Raw genomic sequence first — 16,896 nt, forward strand, 5'->3', positions numbered from 1 at the left:
CCCGCGGTGGCGATCACGCCTTCATTTGTTCCCGTTCACTTGCGGTAAATACGGTGATAAAGGTCACTTCGCCGCCGAATAATCACCGCCCTTTCCCGCCTTCCCGGCATAACTTCGGATCATGACTCTTTCGTACGTGGTGACCGGCGGCGGGCGCGGCATCGGCAGGGCGGTGGTGGAGCGGCTCCTCGGCGAACGGGACGTCGTGGTGGTCGTCGAGCGCGACAAGGAGGCCCTGGAGTGGGCGGGCCCGAGGGTCGTCCCGGTGATCGGGGACGCGGCGGACGAGGAGGTCGCCGCCTGGGCCGCCGACCTGGCCCAGGAGTCGGGCACCCTGGCCGGCTGGGTCAACAACGCCGCCGTGTTCCGGGACGCCTCCGTGCACTCGTCGCCGATCTCCGAGGTCAGGGCGCTGATCGCGGCCAACCTCGACCTGGCCGTGGTCGGCTGCGCCACCGCCGTACGCCACTTCCTGGAGGCCGGCACCCCGGGCGCCATCGTGAACGTCACCTCCCACCAGGCCACCAGGGCCGTCCCCGGCAGCCTCCCCTACTCCACCGCGAAGGCCGCGACGGAGGGCCTGACCAGGGCGCTGGCGGTGGAGTACGGCCGGCACGGCATCCGCGTGAACGCCGTCGCCCCCGGCTCGGTGGCCACGGAGCGGTACGAGCGGCAGCGCACGCCGGAAATGGCGGCGGAGCTGGCGCGGTTGCACCCCCTGGGCCGCGTCGCCACCCCGGCGGAGGTGGCCTCCGTGGTGGCGCACCTGCTCTCCCCGGACGCCGCGTTCGTCAACGGCGCAACCATCCCGGTGGACGGCGGCCGGACGGTGCTCGGACTGGATCCGGAAGCCCGGGAATGAAAACCGTTCCCACATGGTTGCAGGGGCCATGAAGAAGAACCTGCATCCCGCCTACCGCCCCATCGTCTTCCGCGACCCGAGCGTCGGCTTCGCCTTCCTCACCCGCTCGACCCTGACCAGCGACAGGACGATCGAGTGGGAGGACGGCAGGACGTACCCGGTCGTCGACGTGGACGTCTCCTCCGCGAGCCACCCGTTCTACACCGGACGTGGCCGCATCCTCGACACCGCCGGCCGCGTCGAGCGGTTCAAGCAGAGGTACGGGAAGATGTGACGCATGCTCGACTCGCCGCTGTCCGCCCGGCTCGGGCGTTCCCGCCGGATCCTCGTGGCCGGGGCGGGCGGAGGCTTCGACGTGTACGCCGGGTTGCCCCTCGCTCTCTCCTTACGGGAGGCGGGCAAGGAGGTGCACCTGGCGAACCTGTCGTTCAGCCGCCTCGACGCCCTCGACCTCGACGTCTGGCTGTTCGAGGACGTCGCCGAGATCCGGCCCGGCACCGAGGCCCGCGACTGGTACTTCCCCGAGGGCTGCCTGTCCCGCTGGCTGGCCGCCCAGGGCCTGCCCTCCACCGTGTACGCCTTCCCCAAGGTGGGGGTCCGGCCGCTGCGCGCCGCGTACGCCAGGCTCGCCGAGCACCTCGGCCTCGATGCGGTGGTGCTGGTGGACGGCGGCACCGACATCCTCATGCGCGGCGACGAGGCCGGCCTCGGCACCCCGGCCGAGGACATGGTCAGCCTGGCCGCCGCCCACGCCCTCGACGTGCCCACCAAGGCGGTGGCCTGCCTGGGCTTCGGCGTGGACGCCTACCACGGCATCAACCACGTCCAGGTGCTGGAGAACCTCGCGGCGCTCGAACGCGAGGGCGCCTACCTGGGCGCCTTCTCCGTCTCCAGGGCGACGCGCGCGGGCGCGCTCTACCTCGACGCGGTCGCGCACGCCCAGGCCGAGCTGCCGGCGTACCCGAGCATCGTGAACGGCTCGATCGCGGCGGCCGTGCGCGGGGAGTTCGGGGACGTGCGCTTCACCGACCGTACGAAGGGCAGCGAGCTGTTCGTCAACCCGTTGATGGCCATCTGCTTCGCCGTGGACCTCGACGCGCTGGCCCGGCGCTCGCTCTACCTGGACCGGCTGCGCGACACCGTCCTCATGCGCCAGGTCGTCTCCGAGATCGAGGCGTTCCGCGATGAGGTGGCGCCCCGGCCGCCGAAGGTCTTCCCGCACTAGAAGGCACTAGAGGCCCATGGTGTCGGCCAGGGAGTCGATCTCGGCCGTCAGTAACGCGCGGCCCGTACCGGTGAAGGGGCCGCGCAGCTCCACGCTCAGCACCCCCTGCAACCGCGCCCACACCAGCACGGCCCCGGTCAGCGCCGCCGTTCGGTCGCCGGCGGGCGGGTGCGCCCACTCCGGGGGCTCCAGGCCGGGCACCGCGCGGCCCTGCCCGAGCACCGGCAGGAACGGGCCGAGCACCTCCTCGACGCCCGCCCGGCGCGGAGCCGCGGCCACGAGCTGGAACAGCCCCCGGTTGGCCAGCGCCCAGTCGTAGAAGGCCCTGGCCAGCGCGTGCAGCCGGGCGCGGGGGCCGCCGCCGGCGGGGGAGCCGGCGCGGACGGCCGCCGCCAGCTCGGCCAGCCCGTCGTCGATCAGCTCCGCGAGCAGCCGGTCGCGGCCGGCGAAGTACTTGTAGAGCGCGGGCCCGGTCATGCCGAGGCGCCTGGCCACCGCCGTCAGGCTCAGGGGCTCGCCCGCGCCGATCTGGGCGAGCGCGGCCTGCTTGATCTCCCTTCTCACCTGCTCCCGGTAACGCTGTCGCGGTGTCGACATGCCCTCATTATCCAGAGTTCCGGCGTCGGCACGCGGAGTGATCACCGTCAAGCGCCGGTCATCGGCCGGGCATGCGGGGTCTACCGGTGGGTAAGAACAGGTCACCGGCGTGAGAGCAGTGGTGGTGCGATGAGTCTCTCCGGAAGGGAACGCCGTATTCTCGCCGAGATCGAGCGCGCCCTGGAGCGGGACGACCCCGAGCTGGCCAAGCGCGTCGCGGCCATCAACCGGATCGAGGCGGGCGGCGACCTGCCCCCGCAGCCGTACGGTGACCGGTTGCGCATGTGGGCGTTGGCGCATGTCTGGGTGCTGTTCTGGATGGCCGCCCTGGTGATCGTGTTACTGCTCCTGGCCGTGCTGACGACCTGACGAGCCCGAGCGGCGGCGGCGCAGCACCACCAGGTCGATGGCGGCGATCACGGCCACGGCGGCGGCGATGGCGGCCTCCCAGCGCCACACCTCCTGCCCCGTGCGCATGGCCTGCACGGCGAAGAACACCGCCGCCACGACCCCCAGCACCAGCGCGGCGAGCGACAGGGCCCGTCGCGCCCGCAGCGGGCTGCGGGCCGTCACCGGTTCGGTGCCCGCGCGGTTACGCAGCCACATGGCCTCCTCCTCAGGACGTTCAGGCGAGACACCTCAGTGCCGAGGCGATGCGCGGGTCGAGGCCGTGCGAGGCGGGCAGCCGGCCCACCGTGGCCTCGACGAACTCGGGGTAGGACAGCGTGGCGGTGAGCCCGTCCACGGCGGCGAAGATCTGCTCGGCCGTCTGCTCGACCTGCACCTTGGCGTTCTGCTCGGCCAGCACGAACCGGCCGACCGCCACCCGCCACAGCGTCCGGCCGTCGCTCTCGTCCTCGCCGACGGGCGCGCCCACGTCGTCGGCGTGGGTGGCGTACTCGGAGTCGTAGTGGAAGGTCTGGTGCCCGACGGGGTACGGCCCGGCCATGGTGTCGAGCACGGCGTCGCGGCCCAGCGCGCGCATGCGCTCGCGCGTCTCGGCGTTCTTCGTGCGCCACTCGGCCAGGACGTCGGCGACGGGCAGGCCCGCGCGCTCGCGCACGCACCACTCGTTGAACTCGTTGTAGCCGCCGATGCCCTCCTCGGCCAGCCGGCTCATCAGGTCGGGCACGGTGCCGTCGAGGCAGGCGTGGTTGTACAGCTCCTCGCCGGCCAGGTGCGCCAGCACGTCGCGGACCGACCAGCCGTCGCAGCGGGACGGCCGCTGCCAGCCGGCGTCGTCGAGGCTGGAGAAGAACCGGTCGAGCCGGGCGGCCTCGGCGTCGAAGATGTCGAACGGGTTGAAGTCTTTGAGCAGCTCGTCGGCCATACCCCGACGCTACCCCTCACGTCCGGACTTTATCGCCGATGGCGGACCTGACGCGGTCGTGCTCGCCGGCGCAGGACGGGGCCCGCTCGGGCGGCACCCACCCGCCCTTGACGATCTTGCTGTACGCGCCGGGGTCGGAGCCGTAGAGCAGGCAGGCGAACGTGGCCGACTGCTCCATGCCCGACAGGTGGTCGATGCCCGCGTGCCCGGCCAGCAGGTGCCGGGCCTCGGCGGCGGCCACCACCCGCTTGGGCGTGTCGGCCACGAGCGTCAGCGCGGCGAACTCGTCGGCCTGCGCCTCACCGTCCGTCATGCCGTTGAGCGTGGTGAGCGCGTGGCCGAGCTGGTGGTGGAAGAGCACGGACAGGGCGCCGCGCACGCGTGCCTCGGCGGCCTTCTCGCCGGTCTCCTCTGTCTGCGAGATGCCCTTGATCGTGCGTTGCACCTGGTCCACGAGCGAGTAGCAGATGGTGATCTCGCGTTTGCCGTGGTCCCACGTGGCCTTCGGCGCCTCGCAGTCGCGGGCGACGACCTTGACCGGCTCGGGCAGCCGGACGTCCGTCTCCAGCGCGCCCGTGTCCTTCAGCAGCCGCTCGGCCTGCTCGGCGCGCGGCGATGCGGGAGGTTCGTAGCGGACGGACGGCTCGGGGGACGGGGCCGCTCCCAGCGTGCTCGTCATGCTCAGGACGAGGGCGAGGACGGGATGCGGCATGCGGGTGCTCCTTCGGGGGTTCGATCAACGCGTGGGACTTCCCATGCTTCCCACGAGTGATCGCTAAACCTGCCGGAGGAGAAAAGCTGGAGGCCCAGCCCCGGGCGGGACTGGGCCTCAGCGGGAGTGACTATCGGCGCCAGGAGTAGACGCGCACGTAGTCCGTGCGGCTCGTCGAGCCGTTGAGCTCGTCGTCACCGGCGTACACGGCACGGAAGGTGCCGCTCTTGTACGCCCTGGTCTTGGCGTAGAACTTGCCGCCGCGACCGGTCCAGTCGGAGGCCACCCACTTCCAGCCACTGCCGTAGTTGGCCTTGTAGTAGATGTTCACCTTCTCGCCGCGGACGCCTTCCCAGCCGTCGTCGTCGGCCAGGAGACGGCCTTCGAAGTAGATCGACTTGCCCTTGCGGACCTTGTACGGGTCGGCGCTGAAGCGGGAGATCCGGGTGTCGAGCTTGCCCTGCTCGATCTCGACCGTGAAGAACGCGTCGTCCTTCGCGATCTCCTTGCCGGCCTTGTCGAAGGCCACGGCGGTGGCCTTCCACTTGCCCTCGTAGTCGTTCTCGTTGAACCCGATGGCCCAGCGCCAGCCCTCGAGGTCCTTGATGTCCTTCGTGCGCATCGTGCGGAAGTTGTTCTCCGCGGGCGAGACGCTGAGCTCGACCTTCTCGACGTCCGAGCTGGCGCCGACGTCGAAGTAGGCCGTGGTCTCGGAGCCCTTCTTCACCACGACGGGGTTGGGGCTGATGTCACGGATCTTGAGCTGGGTGTCGTGCCGCGTGGCCGTGGCCGAAGCGGCTCCCGCGCCCGACACCAGCAGAGCACCGCCGATAGTGGCGGAAAGGATACCTACTGCGATCTTCTTCATGAGGGTGCTGATTCCTCTCCCCGTATTGACTTCGGAGCCGGCTTCGGGGTGGCCGGACTCCCTCTACTACTTTGAGGCACGATCATGGGGAAAGGTTGGCTAAAGTTACAGAAAATATTTGATCACGGCTTTAACCAGCACTTATGCGGAAAAATCGGTTTTGGGGGATCTTAACCGGCTACAGTCTGCCGCATGACCGACGTCTACACGCTCGGCGAGCCGGTGGGGGTGGTCTCCAGCGGCCGGGTCCGCCACGAGAGCGAGGCCAGGCTGGACGTGTGCGGGCCCGAGTTCACGCTGGCCATCGCCCTGGCCCGGCTCGGGCACCGGTGCGCGTACCTGGGCAAGGTGGCCGGCGACGAGCTGGGCGCCCGGGCACTGACCGTCCTGCGGGGCGAGGGCGTGGACGTCGAGGACGTGCGCGTGACCGAGGGCGCGCGCACGGGGCTGCTCCTGCGCGAGTCGCGCGTCGGCCGCGAGCCCGCCGTGACCCACTACCGCACCGGCTCCGCCGGCGCGCTGCTCGCGCCCGGCAACGTGCCCATCGACCGCATCGCGGCCGCGCGCATGCTCCACGTGACCGGTCTCACCGCCGCCCTGAGCAGGGACGCGCAGGACGCCGTGCGCGCCGCCGTCTCCGCCGCCAGGACCGCCGAGGTGCCGATCTCCTTCTCCGTCGAGTACGTACCGGAGCTGTGGCCCTCCGTGCGCGAGGCCGAGGAGGTGCTCAGCGAGCTGGCCTGCCAGGCGCACCTGCTCTTCCTCCGCCAGGACGAGCTCGACCTGGTCAAATCCGCCCTCACCCCCGAGCGGGAGGTCGTGGTGGACCGCGGCGCGAAGGGCGCCAGCGTGCGGGCCGACCGCATGCGCTACGACGTCCAGGGCTGGCAGGTGCCCGTGGTGGACACCGCGGGGGCGGGCGAGGCGTTCGCCGCCGGCTACATCAGCGCCGCGCTCGACGGCCTCACCCCCCAGGAACGCCTGCACCGCGGGGCGCTGCTGAGCGCCGCCGCGGTGTCCGGCGTGAGCGACTGGCAGGGGCTGCCCACCAGGGCCGAGCTCTAGTTGATCGTCAGGGTGAACGTCGAGGTCGTGTTCCTGATGTTCTGGTAGTTGTTGCTGAACCGCAGGTTGGTGAACGTGGCCGAGCCGATCGCCGGGCCCTGGCCGGGCTCGGGCAGCTCGTTCACCCAGATGCCGAACCCGGACTTGGCGTCGAAGGCGTCACCGCTGCGCTGCGCCCCGCTGATCGACACGTTCGTGAAGGCCGTGTCCTTGATCGGGTTCAGCGGCGTGCTCGGGCTCGAGTAGCCGGTCTGGAACATGATCCCGCTGTACGTCGGGTCCACGATGTCCAGGTTGCTGACCCGGATGCCCTGGAACACCTTCGAGGAGGAGAACAGCCACATCGCCGGGAACGTCTGCTGCCCCCAGAAGTGCCCGCCCGCCCGGACCAGCGAGATGTTGTCGAACGTCGTGGGCGGGCTGGCGCCGAAGCCCAGCATCGGGATGCCGAAGTCCAGCGAGCTGATCGTCACGCCCGAGTAGACCAGCGTGTCGGCGATGTAGATGTTCCTGAACGTGTTGTCGTAGCCGCCGTACACCGCCAGGCCCGCGGCCCGCCAGGTCAGCAGCGACGTCAGGTTCTCGAAGACGTTGCCGGTCTGCTCGCCCGCGTTGTTGTCGATGGCCGAGAACAACGCGAAGCTGTCGTCGCCCGTGGACCGGGTCTCCACGTTGGTGACGTGGTTGCCGGTGCTGCCGTTCGTCATGTTCAGGCCGTCGGCGAACGTGTTGCGGATCCGGGAGTTCCTGATCGTCAGGTTGTCCGTGTTCGAGCCCCACAACATGCAGATCTGGTGCTCGATCCACACGTTGTCGATCGTCATGTTCGCCACGTTGTTGAAGTCGAACACCTTGCCCGGCCCGTCGATGCGCTCCACGTAGTTGCCGAAGTAGGCGAACCCGGAGAACACCGACCCGTTCGCCGAAGCCTCCGCGCGGAAGCCGATGTCGGTGCCCGACTGGCCGGCCGGCGCGGAGAACCTGGTGAACCAGGGGCCCGCCCCGACGACCTTGACCGCCTTGCCGTACACCTGGAACTTGCCGTTCGTCTGGTAGTCGCCCGGCGGCAGGTAGACGCCGCTCAGGTTGGCGTCCATGCGGGCCTTGTCGAGGGCGTTCTGCACGTCCTGGTGCCCGAATCCGGTTGGTACGGCGTACTTCGCCGGGTCCGGGTTCGGGATCTGGGTGGCCAGCTCGAAGTCCACGAAGTCGATCGCGTAGTTCAGCGAGTTGGCCGTGTCCTTCTGCAGCCTGATCTTGCTGCCCTTGGGGACGGTGGTGCCGAGCAGCAGGTTCGCCTCGTCGTAGATGTGCCGGGGCGGGCCGGAGGACGGGTTGTTGTTCGGGCTCGCCTCCGCGCCGTACAACCAGGCGTAGCGGGAGGTCAGGTTGATCGCCTTGAGGAAGGAGCCGTTCACGTAGACGTTCAGCGTCGAGCTCTGGCCGCCGCCGCCCGGCGCGTCCGGCATCGAGAAGCGGGTGACCAGCGTGTTCGTGTCCGCCCTCGTGGTGAACTCGACGTACGCGCCGGTCTGGTTCAGCGTGACCGCGCGCCGGCCCGACGCCTCGCCGGCGATCGTGCCGATCTCCCTGCTCGGGCCGACCCGCGCCGCGCCGCCGCCGATCGCGGCGTCCTCGGCCTCATAGGTGTCGTACGGCATGTTCGCGCCCCGGCCGACGAACAGCGGCAGCGTGCTCGTGTTGTTGGCCCGCTTGACCGGCAGCTCGTTGGCGTCGTCGGCGAGCACGGTCTTGACCGTGTACCGGCCGTTGGCCGCCGTCCACGTGCCCAGCGTCACCGGGCTCGTGGTGGCCCCGGCGGCGATCGCGCCGCTGATCGAGCCGGTCAGCGTCTTGACGACGTTGCCCGAGCCGTCGGCGACGGTGAACGTGATGCCGTGCGCGCCGGCGCCGGACGCGATCGTGCCCTGGTTCCTGATCGCCACCGAGAACGTCACCGTGCTGCCCGCGGCCGGGTTGCCCGGCGTCCAGGCGACGGGCGCGGCGATCAGGTCGGCCGTGTCGACCGGCTTGACCGTCAGGGTGCCCGTGGTGGCGTTGTTGGCCTCGTTCTGCTCGATGACCTTGTTGTCCTCGTCCACCTTGGCGGAGAGCTGGTACGTCCCCGCCTCCTTTGTCCCGATATTCGCGGACACGGTGGTGGAGGCTCCGGCGGCCAGCGCGCCCACGTCGGCGCTGCCCGCCTTCGCGGTGCCCGCGTAGAAGTTCACCGTGGTCGCGGCCGAGGCGGCGGTGCCCGTGTTCTTCACCGTGGCCGACAGCGTCACGGCGTCGGTCTCCACCGGAGCGGCGGGGGAGGAGGACAGGCCCGACACGGTCAGGTCGGGATTGGGCGCCGGGGTGCCGAAGATCTGGAACTCGGCGACCTGGCCGCTGGGGGCGCCGGAGTTCCCGGTGAACTGCAGCCGCACGTCGGCGGCCTTGCCGGAGACCGGGATGGTCACGGTGTTGCCGGTGGCCGGGTCGAAGGTGTAGGTGGCCTGGGCGGCCAGGGTGGTGAAGGAGGTGGCGGACTGCTCGCGGCCGAGCACCTGCAGCGTCTGGGTGCGGCGGCCCCAGACCGGGTCGGGGTTCAGCTTGAGGGTGACGGCGGTCAGGTCGGCGTTCGCGCCGAGCTGCGCGGTCAGCGTGGCCGGGTAGGCGCCGCCCTCCCAGTAGGTCTGGAGGTTGTCGTCGTTGGCGTTGGCGGCGGCATAGGTGTGGGTGTGGCCCGACTCGGTCATGGTCTTGCCGAGAGCCAGGTTCGGGCCGTCGGGGCCGGGGCCCGGGTTGTCCTGGGTGCTGCCCCACACCTCCAGCTCCGAGAGCTGCCCGGCCGGCCAGCCGGAGTTGGCGGTGATGTGCACGCGGACGTAGCGGGCGGTGGTGCCGGCGGGCAGCGTGACGGTGGCCGCCGGGCTGATCGTGTAGGTGGCCGAGGCGGCCAGGGTGGTGAAGCTGGAGCCGTTCGTGCTGCCCTGGACGGTCAGCGTCTCGGTGCGGCCCGGCCAGCCGTTCGGCAGCTTGAGCACCACCTTGCTCAGGCTCGCGGCGGCGCCGAGATCGACCTGCGCCCACTGCGGGAAGGCGTTGTTGGCCGACTCCCAGTAGGTGGCCTGGTTGCCGTCGGTGAGGTTGGCCGGGCGGTAGACGTCGGTGAAGCTGCTCGCCGTGGCCGTCTTGCCGGCGGCGAGGTTGACGTCGGCCGCGGCCTGCGCAGCCGCGGCCGGTACGGCGAGGGATCCGATGAGTAACGTAAGGGCGGCTAACAGTGCTCGCATGGGGGTGGCCCTTCGGGTAAGGCGGATGGCCGAACCATAAGATGTCGAACAGATGGCCGCAATATTTCGACGACATTTCGCAAGCAATCGACTGACTCTGCCTGCCCGCTTCCGCCTCCTCCCGCTGGTCAGACCCCGATAAAGCGCACGAACGCCGCCGTGGGCGCGGTGCAAGCCACGACGTCCGATCCACGTAAGCCGTTGCAAGCGCTTGCGTGGAAGGTCGTATAGTTTGCGCATGACGCGACGACTCGCAGAGGTGGCCAAGAAGGTCGGAGTGAGCGAGGCGACCGTGAGCCGCGTGCTCAACGGCAAGCCAGGGGTGTCCGACGCGACCCGCGAGGCCGTGCTCACGGCACTCGACGTCCTCGGCTACGAACGCCCCACCCAGCTCCGCGGCGACCGCGCCAGGCTGGTCGGCCTCGTACTCCCCGAACTACAGAACCCGATCTTCCCCGCGTTCGCGGAAGTGGTCGGCGGCGCCCTCGCCCAGCAGGGCTTCACCTCCGTGCTGTGCACCCGCACCGTCGGCGGCGTCTCCGAAGCCGACTACGTCGACCTCCTGCTCCAGCAGCAGGTCAGCGGCGTCGTCTTCGCCGGCGGCCTCTACGCCCAGGCCGACGCCTCCCACGGCCACTACGAGCTGCTGCACGAGCGCAAACTCCCCACCGTCCTCGTCAACGCCGCCGTCCAGCACCTCGACTTCCCCCAAGTGTCGTGCGACGACGTGGTCGCCGCCGAAATGGCCATCGCCCACCTGCGCGCCCTCGGCCACGAACGCATCGGCATGGTCCTCGGCCCCAAAGACCACATGCCGTCCCGCCGCAAACTCGAGACCTTCCAGGCGTCCGGCGGAGACGCCGAGCTCGTCGAGCACACCATGTTCTCCCTCGAAGGCGGCCACGCCGCCGCCGCCCGCCTCGTCAAACGCGGCGTCACCGGCGTCATCTGCGCCAGCGACCTGCTCGCCCTCGGCACCGTCCGCGCCGCCCGCCGCGCCGGCCTCGCCGTCCCCGCCGACCTGTCCGTCATCGGCTTCGACGACTCCGCCCTCATGAACTGCACCGAACCTCCCCTGACCACCGTCCGCCAACCCATCGACGCGATGGGCCGCGCCGCCGTGGACCTGCTGGTCGCCCAGATCGACAAGGCCGTGGTCCCGGCGGACGAACTCCTCTTCGAGCCGGAACTCGTCGTCCGCGCCTCCACCACCCGCGCCCGCTCCTGACCCACCACCCGCCCTTGCTCCGGTGCGGCGGGACGGCGGGGTGGGGACCTGCCCCAGGGGCCCGGCGCCGCACGTGGTGGCCGTCGCGCGGAGATGCGGTGTGGTGCGCCGCGTGATGCGAGGCTGCCGGCGCGGGCGGCCGGGTGGCCGGGTGGCCGGGTGGCCGGGTGGCCGGGCGCCAGGCCGCTGTGGCGGTAGGGCAGCGCAGCGTGGCGTGTGCAGGGCCGCCCACGGCGAGCGTCGCCACGGCCGCGCCTGCGCCGGGTCGGCGGGACGGTGTGCGGCGGGGGCCGGCGCAAGGTGTGCGGCGCTGCACATGGCGGCGCGTGGTGCGGCGGCGCGGCGTGGCGCGGTGCTGTGGGGCGTCGCGCGGGATGCGAGGCCGCCGGCGCGGGTGCTGCCTGGGCGTGGCGCTGGACGCGGTGGGGCGTAGGGCGGCGCTGCGGTGGGCGCGACGCTGCGATGGGTGCGGCGCTGCGGTGCTAGGCGTGCGGCGGCAGTGCATGCGGGCTGCTGCCCGGCAGGCGTCGCCGCGCCCTTGCCTGCGCCGGGTCGGTGGGATGGTGTGCGGCGGGGGCCGGCGCAACGTGTGCGGCGCTGCACGTGGCGGGCGTGGCGCGCGGCGCGGCGCGGCGTGGCGCGGTGCTGTGGGGCGTGGCGCGGTGGGCGTAGTGCGGTGATGCGGTGGGCGCGGCGCTGCGGTGCGAGGCGTGCGGCTGCACGGCAGGCGTCGCCACGCCCTTGCCTGCGCCGGGTCGGTGGGATGGTGTGCGGCGGGGGGCGGCGCAACGTGTGCGGCGCTGCAGGTGGTGGCCGTGGTGCCCGGGGTGCGGGGTGTGGTGGGTCGAAGGCGGTGCGGTCGTGCCCTTGCCTGCGCCGGGGAGGCAAGGGCGGAGGGGGGCGCCGAGGGGGGCGGGGGACGAAGGCGGGGTGCGGCCTGGGCGACGGCCCGGCGTAACTCAGTCGTTATCTTGCAATGTGAAGTCGAAATATTGCGCACATCCGTCACGGATCCTATGGTGTGGGCACCTCGCATCAGAAGGGTCAGACCATGCAGAGATCCACCGGACTCTTGCTCGTATCCGCACTAGCCCTCTCCACCGCCGCCTGCGGCTCCGGGGGTGAGCCTGCTCCGAGCGCCGGCGGCGCCAAGGCCGTGTCGATCACGGTGGCCTGCCAGCCGGCGAAGTCCGCGCCGAAGGAGCGGCAGGCGTGGGATGACGACGTGGCCGCGTTCATGAAGGCGCACCCCGGCGTGACGGTCAAGAGTACGGACCAGCAGCCGTGCTTCGACCCCAAGACGTTCGGTCCGAAGCTGGCGGGCGGCCAGATGGAGACGGCGTTCGTGGTGCCGGTGACGAACTACAACGACGTGATCGGCAAGGGCCAGGCCCTCGACATCACCCCGTACACGAATCTGATCAAGAACTGGAACGACCTGCGCCAGGACCACAAGGAGCTGGTCACCAAGGACGGGAAGGTGTACGGCGTCCCGAACGTGCACTACAGCGTGGGTCTGGTCTACAACCGGGCGCTGTTCACGAAGGCCGGGCTGAACCCGGACGCCCCGCCGAAGACGTGGGCGGAGGTGCGGGAGGCGGCGAAGAAGATCGCGGGGCTGGGCCCGGGTTACGTGGGGTACGGCGAGTACTCGGGCGGGAACACCGGTGGCTGGCACTTCACGCAGGCGATCTACGGCCGTGGCGGCGACATCCTGACGCCCGACAACAAGAAGGCGGCGTTCAACTCGCCCGAGGGCAAGGCCGTGCTGCAGACGTTGCACGACATGCGCTGGGTGGACAACAGCATGGGCACGAAGCTGCTGGTCGGCTGGGAGTCGCTCATGGTGGCGATGGGCAGCGGCAAGGTCGGCATGATGCTGGGCGCGCCGGACGTGGTCACGGACGTGGTCAACAAGTTCAAGGGCAACGTCGCCGACTACGGCATCACCGGTTTCCCGGAGGCGAAGGCGTCGCTGAGCGGCGGCGAGGCGTTCATGATCAACCCGAAGGCCACGCCGGAGGAGGCCAAGGCGGCGCTGGAGTGGATCGACTTCCGCTTCAACACGGTCGGCAAGGGCCGCTTCGACTTCGCCCGCGGCAAGAGCATCGGCAACCCGGTCGGCGTCCCGGACAACGCGGTCTACGGCGACTCGCCGACCGGCAAGGCCATCCAGGCGGACCGGGTGAAGAACGCCTCGCTGCCGGTCGCGAACTACGAGTCGTACGTGCAGGCCGCCGGCACGATCCCGCCGAAGGCGGAGCCGCTGCACGCGCAGGAGCTGTACGCCATCCTCGACGTGGCCATGTCGGGCGTCCTGAGCCGTAAGGACGCCAGCATCGACCAGCTCCTCGCGGACGCCGAGACGAAGGCCAACGCGGTGCTGGCGGCCAAGGGCTGACCCTATGCAGATCTTGAGGCGCAATCTGACGGCCTACGGGTTCTTGTGCGCGGCGCTGGCCTGTTTCACGGTGTTCGCCTGGTATCCGATGGTCAGGGAGTTCATTCTGAGCTTCCAGAAGACCGACCTGATCAACGAGCCGATCTGGGTGGGCCTGGACAACTTCGTCACGGCGTTCCAGGATCCGGCCTTCGGCGAGGCGTGGCTGAACACGCTGGAGTTCACGTTCCTCGCGCTGCTGTGCGGCTATGCCGTGCCGTTCGTCGTCGCGCTCGTCCTGAACGAGCTGCGCCACGCCCGGGCCTACCTGCGGTTCGTGGTCTACCTGCCGGTCATGTTGCCGCCGATCGTGGCGGTGCTGCTGTTCCGGTGGTTCTACGATCCGGGGCCCGGGCTGTTCAACCAGGTGCTGGACGCGTTCGGCCTGCCGCCGCTGGCCTGGCTGGACAGCTCGTCCACCGCGCTGATCTCGCTGGTCATCGTCTCGACGTGGATGAACATGGGCAGCGCGACGCTGATCTATCTGGCCGCGCTGCAGAACATCCCGCCGGAGCTGTACGAGGCGGCCGAGCTGGACGGGGCGGGCATCTGGAAGCGGATCAGGCACGTCACGATCCCGCAGACGCGGCTGATCCTGCTGCTCATGCTGATGTTGCAGATCGTGGCGACCATGCAGGTGTTCATCGAGCCGTACATGCTGACGGGCGGCGGTCCGGAGAACGCGACGGTGACGGTCGCGTACCTGATGTTCCAGAACGCGTTCACGTTGCAGGACTACGGCTCGGCGGGGGCGCTCGGCATGATGCTGATGATCGTGCTGCTCGTGTTCGCCGCCTTCCAGCTTCGCCTGACGAGGGAGGACAAGGCGTGATCTCCGTCGGGGCCCGGGCCGCGACCGGCGGCAAGCGGGGCAGGAGGCGGTCGCCGAAGCCGATCGAGGTGCAGTTCCGCACGATCGTCTCGCCGCACCAGCTCAACAGCAGGTGGGGCCGGCGCATCTACTGGGTCGTGCTGGTGGCCGTGCTCGTGCTGTTCACGCTGGCGTTCGTCTTCCCGCTGTACTGGATGGTCACCGGCGCGCTGAAGACGCCGGAGGAGCTGGCGCAGATGCCTCCGACGCTCTTCCCGGCCGATCCGACGCCGACCGCGTTCTTCGAGGCGTGGGACCTGTTCGACATCGGCACGCTGCTGCTGAACACGGGTTACTACTCGCTGGGCGGCTGGGTCGTCTGCATGGCGGTGGACGTGTCGGCGGCGTACGCGCTGTCGAAGCTGCGCCCGATGTTCGGCAACGTCATCCTCGGCATGATGCTGGCCACGCTGATGATCCCGGCGATGGTGGTGCTCATCCCGCTCTACGTGACGGTCGTGGACCTGGGCCTGCTGAACAACCCGTGGGCGCTGTGGTTGCCCGCGGCGGCCAACGGGTTCAACATCTTCCTGCTCAAACGCTTCTTCGACTCGATCCCGCGCGAGCTGATCGAGGCCGCGCAGATCGACGGCGCGGGCGCGGTGCGGATCCTGCGTTCGGTGGTCCTGCCCATCTCCCGGCCCATCCTCGGCGTGGTGTCGATCTTCACGATCGTCACCTCGTTCAAGGACTTCGTCTGGCCGCTGCTCGTCATGACCGACAGCGACAAGATGACGATCAGCGTCGGCCTGTCGCAGACGGCCGGGGCCGTCACCCAGAACCAGGTCATGGGCGGCCTGCTGATCACCAGCATCCCCATGATCATTGTTTTCTTCATCTTCCAACGGCACATCATGGCGGGGCTCACCGCCGGAAGCATCAAGGGATAAGCGCATGTCGCAAACGTGGTGGCGGGGGGCCGCGATCTACCAGGTCTACCTGCGTAGTTTCGCCGACGGGAACGGCGACGGCGCCGGTGACCTGGCCGGTCTGCGCTCCCGCCTGCCGTACCTGAAGGATCTCGGGATCGACGCCGTCTGGCTCAACCCGTGGTACCCGTCGCCGATGGCCGACGGGGGCTACGACGTGGCCGACTACCGCGGCATCGAGCCGGTCTTCGGGACGCTGGAAGAGGCCGAGCGGTTCATCGAGGAGGCGCACGAGCTCGACATCAAGGTCATCATCGACGTCGTCCCGAACCACAGCTCCACCGAGAGCGCCTGGTTCAAGGAGGCGCTGGCGAACCCGGCGGCCCGCGACCGGTTCTGGTTCGCCGACGAGCCGCTGAACGACTGGCAGTCCATCTTCGGCGGCTCCGCCTGGACGCAGGTGCCCGACGGGCAGTGGTACCTGCACCTGTTCGCCCCGGAGCAGCCCGACTTCAACTGGAACAACCCGGAGGTCCACCAGGAGTTCGAGGACGTGCTGCGCTTCTGGTTCGACCGGGGCGTGGACGGCGTGCGCATCGACTCGGCGGCGCTGCTGATCAAGTCCGACACGTCGTACGAGGACCTCGACGAGGTCCATGACGTCTACCGCCGGTGGCGCGAGGTGGCCGACGAGTACGGCGAGCGCGTCCTGATCGGCGAGGTCTGGCTCCCCGACCAGGAGCGTTTCGCCCGGTACCTGCGCCCCGACGAGCTGCACACGGCCTTCAACTTCGACTTCCTGTCGTGCGCGTGGGACCCGGCGGACCTGCGCAGGTCGATCGAGCTGACGCTGGCCACGCACACCCCCATCGGCGCCCCGCCGACGTGGGTGCTGTCCAACCACGACGTGACCAGGCCCGTCACCCGGTACGGCCGCGCCGACACCTCCTTCGCCCACGGCGGCGCCCTGCACGGCACCCCGACGGACCTGGAGCTCGGCTACCGCCGGGCCCGCGCCGCGGCGCTGCTGGCGATGGCGCTGCCCGGCGCGGTCTACGTCTACCAGGGCGAGGAGCTGGGCCTGCCGGAGGTGGAGGACCTGCCGGACGAGGTGCGCCAGGACCCGATGTACGCCCGCTCGGGCGGCAAGAACCCGGGCCGCGACGGCTGCCGCATCCCGCTGCCGTGGTCGGGCGAGGAGCCGCCGTTCGGCTTCGGCACGGGCACGCCGTGGCTGCCGCAGCCGGAGAGCTGGCGCAAGCTGACGGCCGAGGCGCAGCGTACGGACCTGGGCTCGATGCTGAACCTCTACCGTACGGCGCTGCGCATCCGCCGCGAGCTGCTCGGCGACGGCACGCTGACCTGGCTGCCGCTGGGGGAGCAGGTGCTGGCGTTCACCCGCGACTCCGGCCTGACCTGCGTGACGAACCTGGGCGCGGAGGCGGTGCCGCTGCCGCCGGGCGAGGTGCTGCTGGCCAGCGGCCCGGTCGTGGACGGGCTCCTGCCGTCCGACACCACGGTCTGGCTGTCGCCGGAGAGTTAGCCTGG

The 16,896-nt window shown here is 70.2% G+C and carries 16 protein-coding genes; 10 read left to right on the forward strand and 6 right to left on the reverse strand.

Translation table 11 applies throughout. The annotated features are described in order from the left end of the window. Positions 1-121 precede the first annotated feature (121 nt). Genes KIS93_RS41150 through KIS93_RS41160 form a run of 3 tightly spaced genes read left to right on the forward strand, consistent with a single transcriptional unit; the run spans position 122 to position 2,087 of the window. A complete protein-coding gene (locus KIS93_RS41150; protein ID WP_080042596.1) occupies positions 122-862 on the forward strand; it encodes an SDR family NAD(P)-dependent oxidoreductase in 741 nt (246 codons plus the stop codon). 28 nt (positions 863-890) lie between these two features. After that, complete coding sequence (locus tag KIS93_RS41155; RefSeq protein WP_080042595.1) at positions 891-1,136, forward strand: type B 50S ribosomal protein L31; 246 nt, start codon at positions 891-893, stop codon at positions 1,134-1,136. 3 nt (positions 1,137-1,139) lie between these two features. After that, positions 1,140-2,087, forward strand: a complete 948-nt coding sequence (locus tag KIS93_RS41160) for a DUF1152 domain-containing protein (protein WP_080042594.1) — start codon at positions 1,140-1,142, stop codon at positions 2,085-2,087. Positions 2,088-2,093: 6 nt separating this feature from the next. Here the strand turns inward: KIS93_RS41160 and KIS93_RS41165 are convergent, their stop codons facing one another. Next, positions 2,094-2,684 carry a TetR/AcrR family transcriptional regulator gene (locus tag KIS93_RS41165; RefSeq protein ID WP_080042593.1) on the reverse strand — a complete coding sequence of 197 codons (591 nt, stop codon included), beginning with the start codon at positions 2,682-2,684 and terminating at the stop codon, positions 2,094-2,096. A 129-nt stretch (positions 2,685-2,813) separates the two neighbouring features. On the opposite strand from KIS93_RS41165, the gene KIS93_RS41170 reads away from it, so the two are divergent. Next, on the forward strand, positions 2,814-3,053 hold the full coding sequence (locus KIS93_RS41170; RefSeq protein WP_080042592.1) for a DUF3040 domain-containing protein: 240 nt from the start codon (positions 2,814-2,816) through the stop codon (positions 3,051-3,053). Here the strand turns inward: KIS93_RS41170 and KIS93_RS41175 are convergent. The 4 genes from KIS93_RS41175 to KIS93_RS41190 all read right to left on the reverse strand — a co-directional run bounded on the left by KIS93_RS41175 (position 3,024) and on the right by KIS93_RS41190 (position 5,594). After that, entirely contained in the window at positions 3,024-3,290 is a 267-nt protein-coding gene (locus KIS93_RS41175; RefSeq protein ID WP_080042591.1) for a DUF6343 family protein, read from the reverse strand. The genes KIS93_RS41170 and KIS93_RS41175 overlap by 30 nt on opposite strands. A 19-nt stretch (positions 3,291-3,309) precedes the next feature. Beyond that, positions 3,310-4,014, reverse strand: coding sequence for a maleylpyruvate isomerase family mycothiol-dependent enzyme (locus KIS93_RS41180; RefSeq protein WP_080042590.1), 705 nt, complete (start codon positions 4,012-4,014; stop codon positions 3,310-3,312). A 16-nt stretch (positions 4,015-4,030) separates the two neighbouring features. After that, complete coding sequence (locus KIS93_RS41185; RefSeq protein WP_080042589.1) at positions 4,031-4,726, reverse strand: DUF4344 domain-containing metallopeptidase; 696 nt, start codon at positions 4,724-4,726, stop codon at positions 4,031-4,033. Between the two features lie 130 nt (positions 4,727-4,856). After that, complete coding sequence (locus tag KIS93_RS41190) at positions 4,857-5,594, reverse strand: hypothetical protein (RefSeq protein WP_080042588.1); 738 nt, start codon at positions 5,592-5,594, stop codon at positions 4,857-4,859. A 192-nt stretch (positions 5,595-5,786) separates the two neighbouring features. Here KIS93_RS41190 and KIS93_RS41195 point away from each other — a divergent pair, with 192 nt between their 5' ends. Next, entirely contained in the window at positions 5,787-6,659 is an 873-nt protein-coding gene (locus KIS93_RS41195; protein ID WP_080042587.1) for a sugar kinase, read from the forward strand. Here the strand turns inward: KIS93_RS41195 and KIS93_RS41200 are convergent. Beyond that, entirely contained in the window at positions 6,656-9,940 is a 3,285-nt protein-coding gene (locus KIS93_RS41200) for a discoidin domain-containing protein (RefSeq protein WP_080042586.1), read from the reverse strand. The genes KIS93_RS41195 and KIS93_RS41200 overlap by 4 nt on opposite strands. A gap of 238 nt (positions 9,941-10,178) precedes the next feature. Here KIS93_RS41200 and KIS93_RS41205 point away from each other — a divergent pair, with 238 nt between their 5' ends. The 5 genes from KIS93_RS41205 (at position 10,179) to KIS93_RS41225 (ending at position 16,891) form a co-directional block, all read left to right on the forward strand. Continuing rightward, positions 10,179-11,168, forward strand: coding sequence for a LacI family DNA-binding transcriptional regulator (locus tag KIS93_RS41205; RefSeq protein ID WP_080042585.1), 990 nt, complete (start codon positions 10,179-10,181; stop codon positions 11,166-11,168). Positions 11,169-12,219: 1,051 nt separating this feature from the next. Beyond that, a complete protein-coding gene (locus KIS93_RS41210; RefSeq protein ID WP_186404687.1) occupies positions 12,220-13,569 on the forward strand; it encodes an ABC transporter substrate-binding protein in 1,350 nt (449 codons plus the stop codon). Positions 13,570-13,573: 4 nt separating this feature from the next. Further along, on the forward strand, positions 13,574-14,440 hold the full coding sequence (locus KIS93_RS41215; protein WP_080042583.1) for a carbohydrate ABC transporter permease: 867 nt from the start codon (positions 13,574-13,576) through the stop codon (positions 14,438-14,440). Beyond that, positions 14,437-15,369: a carbohydrate ABC transporter permease gene (locus KIS93_RS41220; RefSeq protein ID WP_080042582.1), complete on the forward strand. Its 933-nt coding sequence runs from the start codon at positions 14,437-14,439 to the stop codon at positions 15,367-15,369. The genes KIS93_RS41215 and KIS93_RS41220 overlap by 4 nt, the downstream gene beginning before the upstream one ends. Before the next feature lie 4 nt (positions 15,370-15,373). After that, entirely contained in the window at positions 15,374-16,891 is a 1,518-nt protein-coding gene (locus KIS93_RS41225; protein WP_186404688.1) for a glycoside hydrolase family 13 protein, read from the forward strand. The last annotated feature ends 5 nt before the right edge of the window (positions 16,892-16,896 follow it).

It is taken from the genome of [Actinomadura] parvosata subsp. kistnae, assembly GCF_900323885.1.
GTDB lineage: Bacteria > Actinomycetota > Actinomycetes > Streptosporangiales > Streptosporangiaceae > Nonomuraea > Nonomuraea composti.

What these genes read in the sequence shown, in the direction of transcription:
- KIS93_RS41175 (WP_080042591.1), bottom strand. Translation starts at nt 3,290, where the DNA reads ATGTGGCTGCGTAACCGCGCGGGCACCGAACCGGTGACGGCCCGCAGC.
- KIS93_RS41215 (WP_080042583.1), top strand. Translation starts at nt 13,574, where the DNA reads ATGCAGATCTTGAGGCGCAATCTGACGGCCTACGGGTTCTTGTGCGCG.
- KIS93_RS41190 (WP_080042588.1), bottom strand. Translation starts at nt 5,594, where the DNA reads ATGAAGAAGATCGCAGTAGGTATCCTTTCCGCCACTATCGGCGGTGCT.
- KIS93_RS41165 (WP_080042593.1), bottom strand. Translation starts at nt 2,684, where the DNA reads ATGTCGACACCGCGACAGCGTTACCGGGAGCAGGTGAGAAGGGAGATC.
- KIS93_RS41195 (WP_080042587.1), top strand. Translation starts at nt 5,787, where the DNA reads ATGACCGACGTCTACACGCTCGGCGAGCCGGTGGGGGTGGTCTCCAGC.
- KIS93_RS41200 (WP_080042586.1), bottom strand. Translation starts at nt 9,940, where the DNA reads ATGCGAGCACTGTTAGCCGCCCTTACGTTACTCATCGGATCCCTCGCC.
- KIS93_RS41150 (WP_080042596.1), top strand. Translation starts at nt 122, where the DNA reads ATGACTCTTTCGTACGTGGTGACCGGCGGCGGGCGCGGCATCGGCAGG.
- KIS93_RS41155 (WP_080042595.1), top strand. Translation starts at nt 891, where the DNA reads ATGAAGAAGAACCTGCATCCCGCCTACCGCCCCATCGTCTTCCGCGAC.
- KIS93_RS41160 (WP_080042594.1), top strand. Translation starts at nt 1,140, where the DNA reads ATGCTCGACTCGCCGCTGTCCGCCCGGCTCGGGCGTTCCCGCCGGATC.
- KIS93_RS41210 (WP_186404687.1), top strand. Translation starts at nt 12,220, where the DNA reads ATGCAGAGATCCACCGGACTCTTGCTCGTATCCGCACTAGCCCTCTCC.
- KIS93_RS41205 (WP_080042585.1), top strand. Translation starts at nt 10,179, where the DNA reads ATGACGCGACGACTCGCAGAGGTGGCCAAGAAGGTCGGAGTGAGCGAG.
- KIS93_RS41185 (WP_080042589.1), bottom strand. Translation starts at nt 4,726, where the DNA reads ATGCCGCATCCCGTCCTCGCCCTCGTCCTGAGCATGACGAGCACGCTG.
- KIS93_RS41225 (WP_186404688.1), top strand. Translation starts at nt 15,374, where the DNA reads ATGTCGCAAACGTGGTGGCGGGGGGCCGCGATCTACCAGGTCTACCTG.
- KIS93_RS41180 (WP_080042590.1), bottom strand. Translation starts at nt 4,014, where the DNA reads ATGGCCGACGAGCTGCTCAAAGACTTCAACCCGTTCGACATCTTCGAC.
- KIS93_RS41170 (WP_080042592.1), top strand. Translation starts at nt 2,814, where the DNA reads ATGAGTCTCTCCGGAAGGGAACGCCGTATTCTCGCCGAGATCGAGCGC.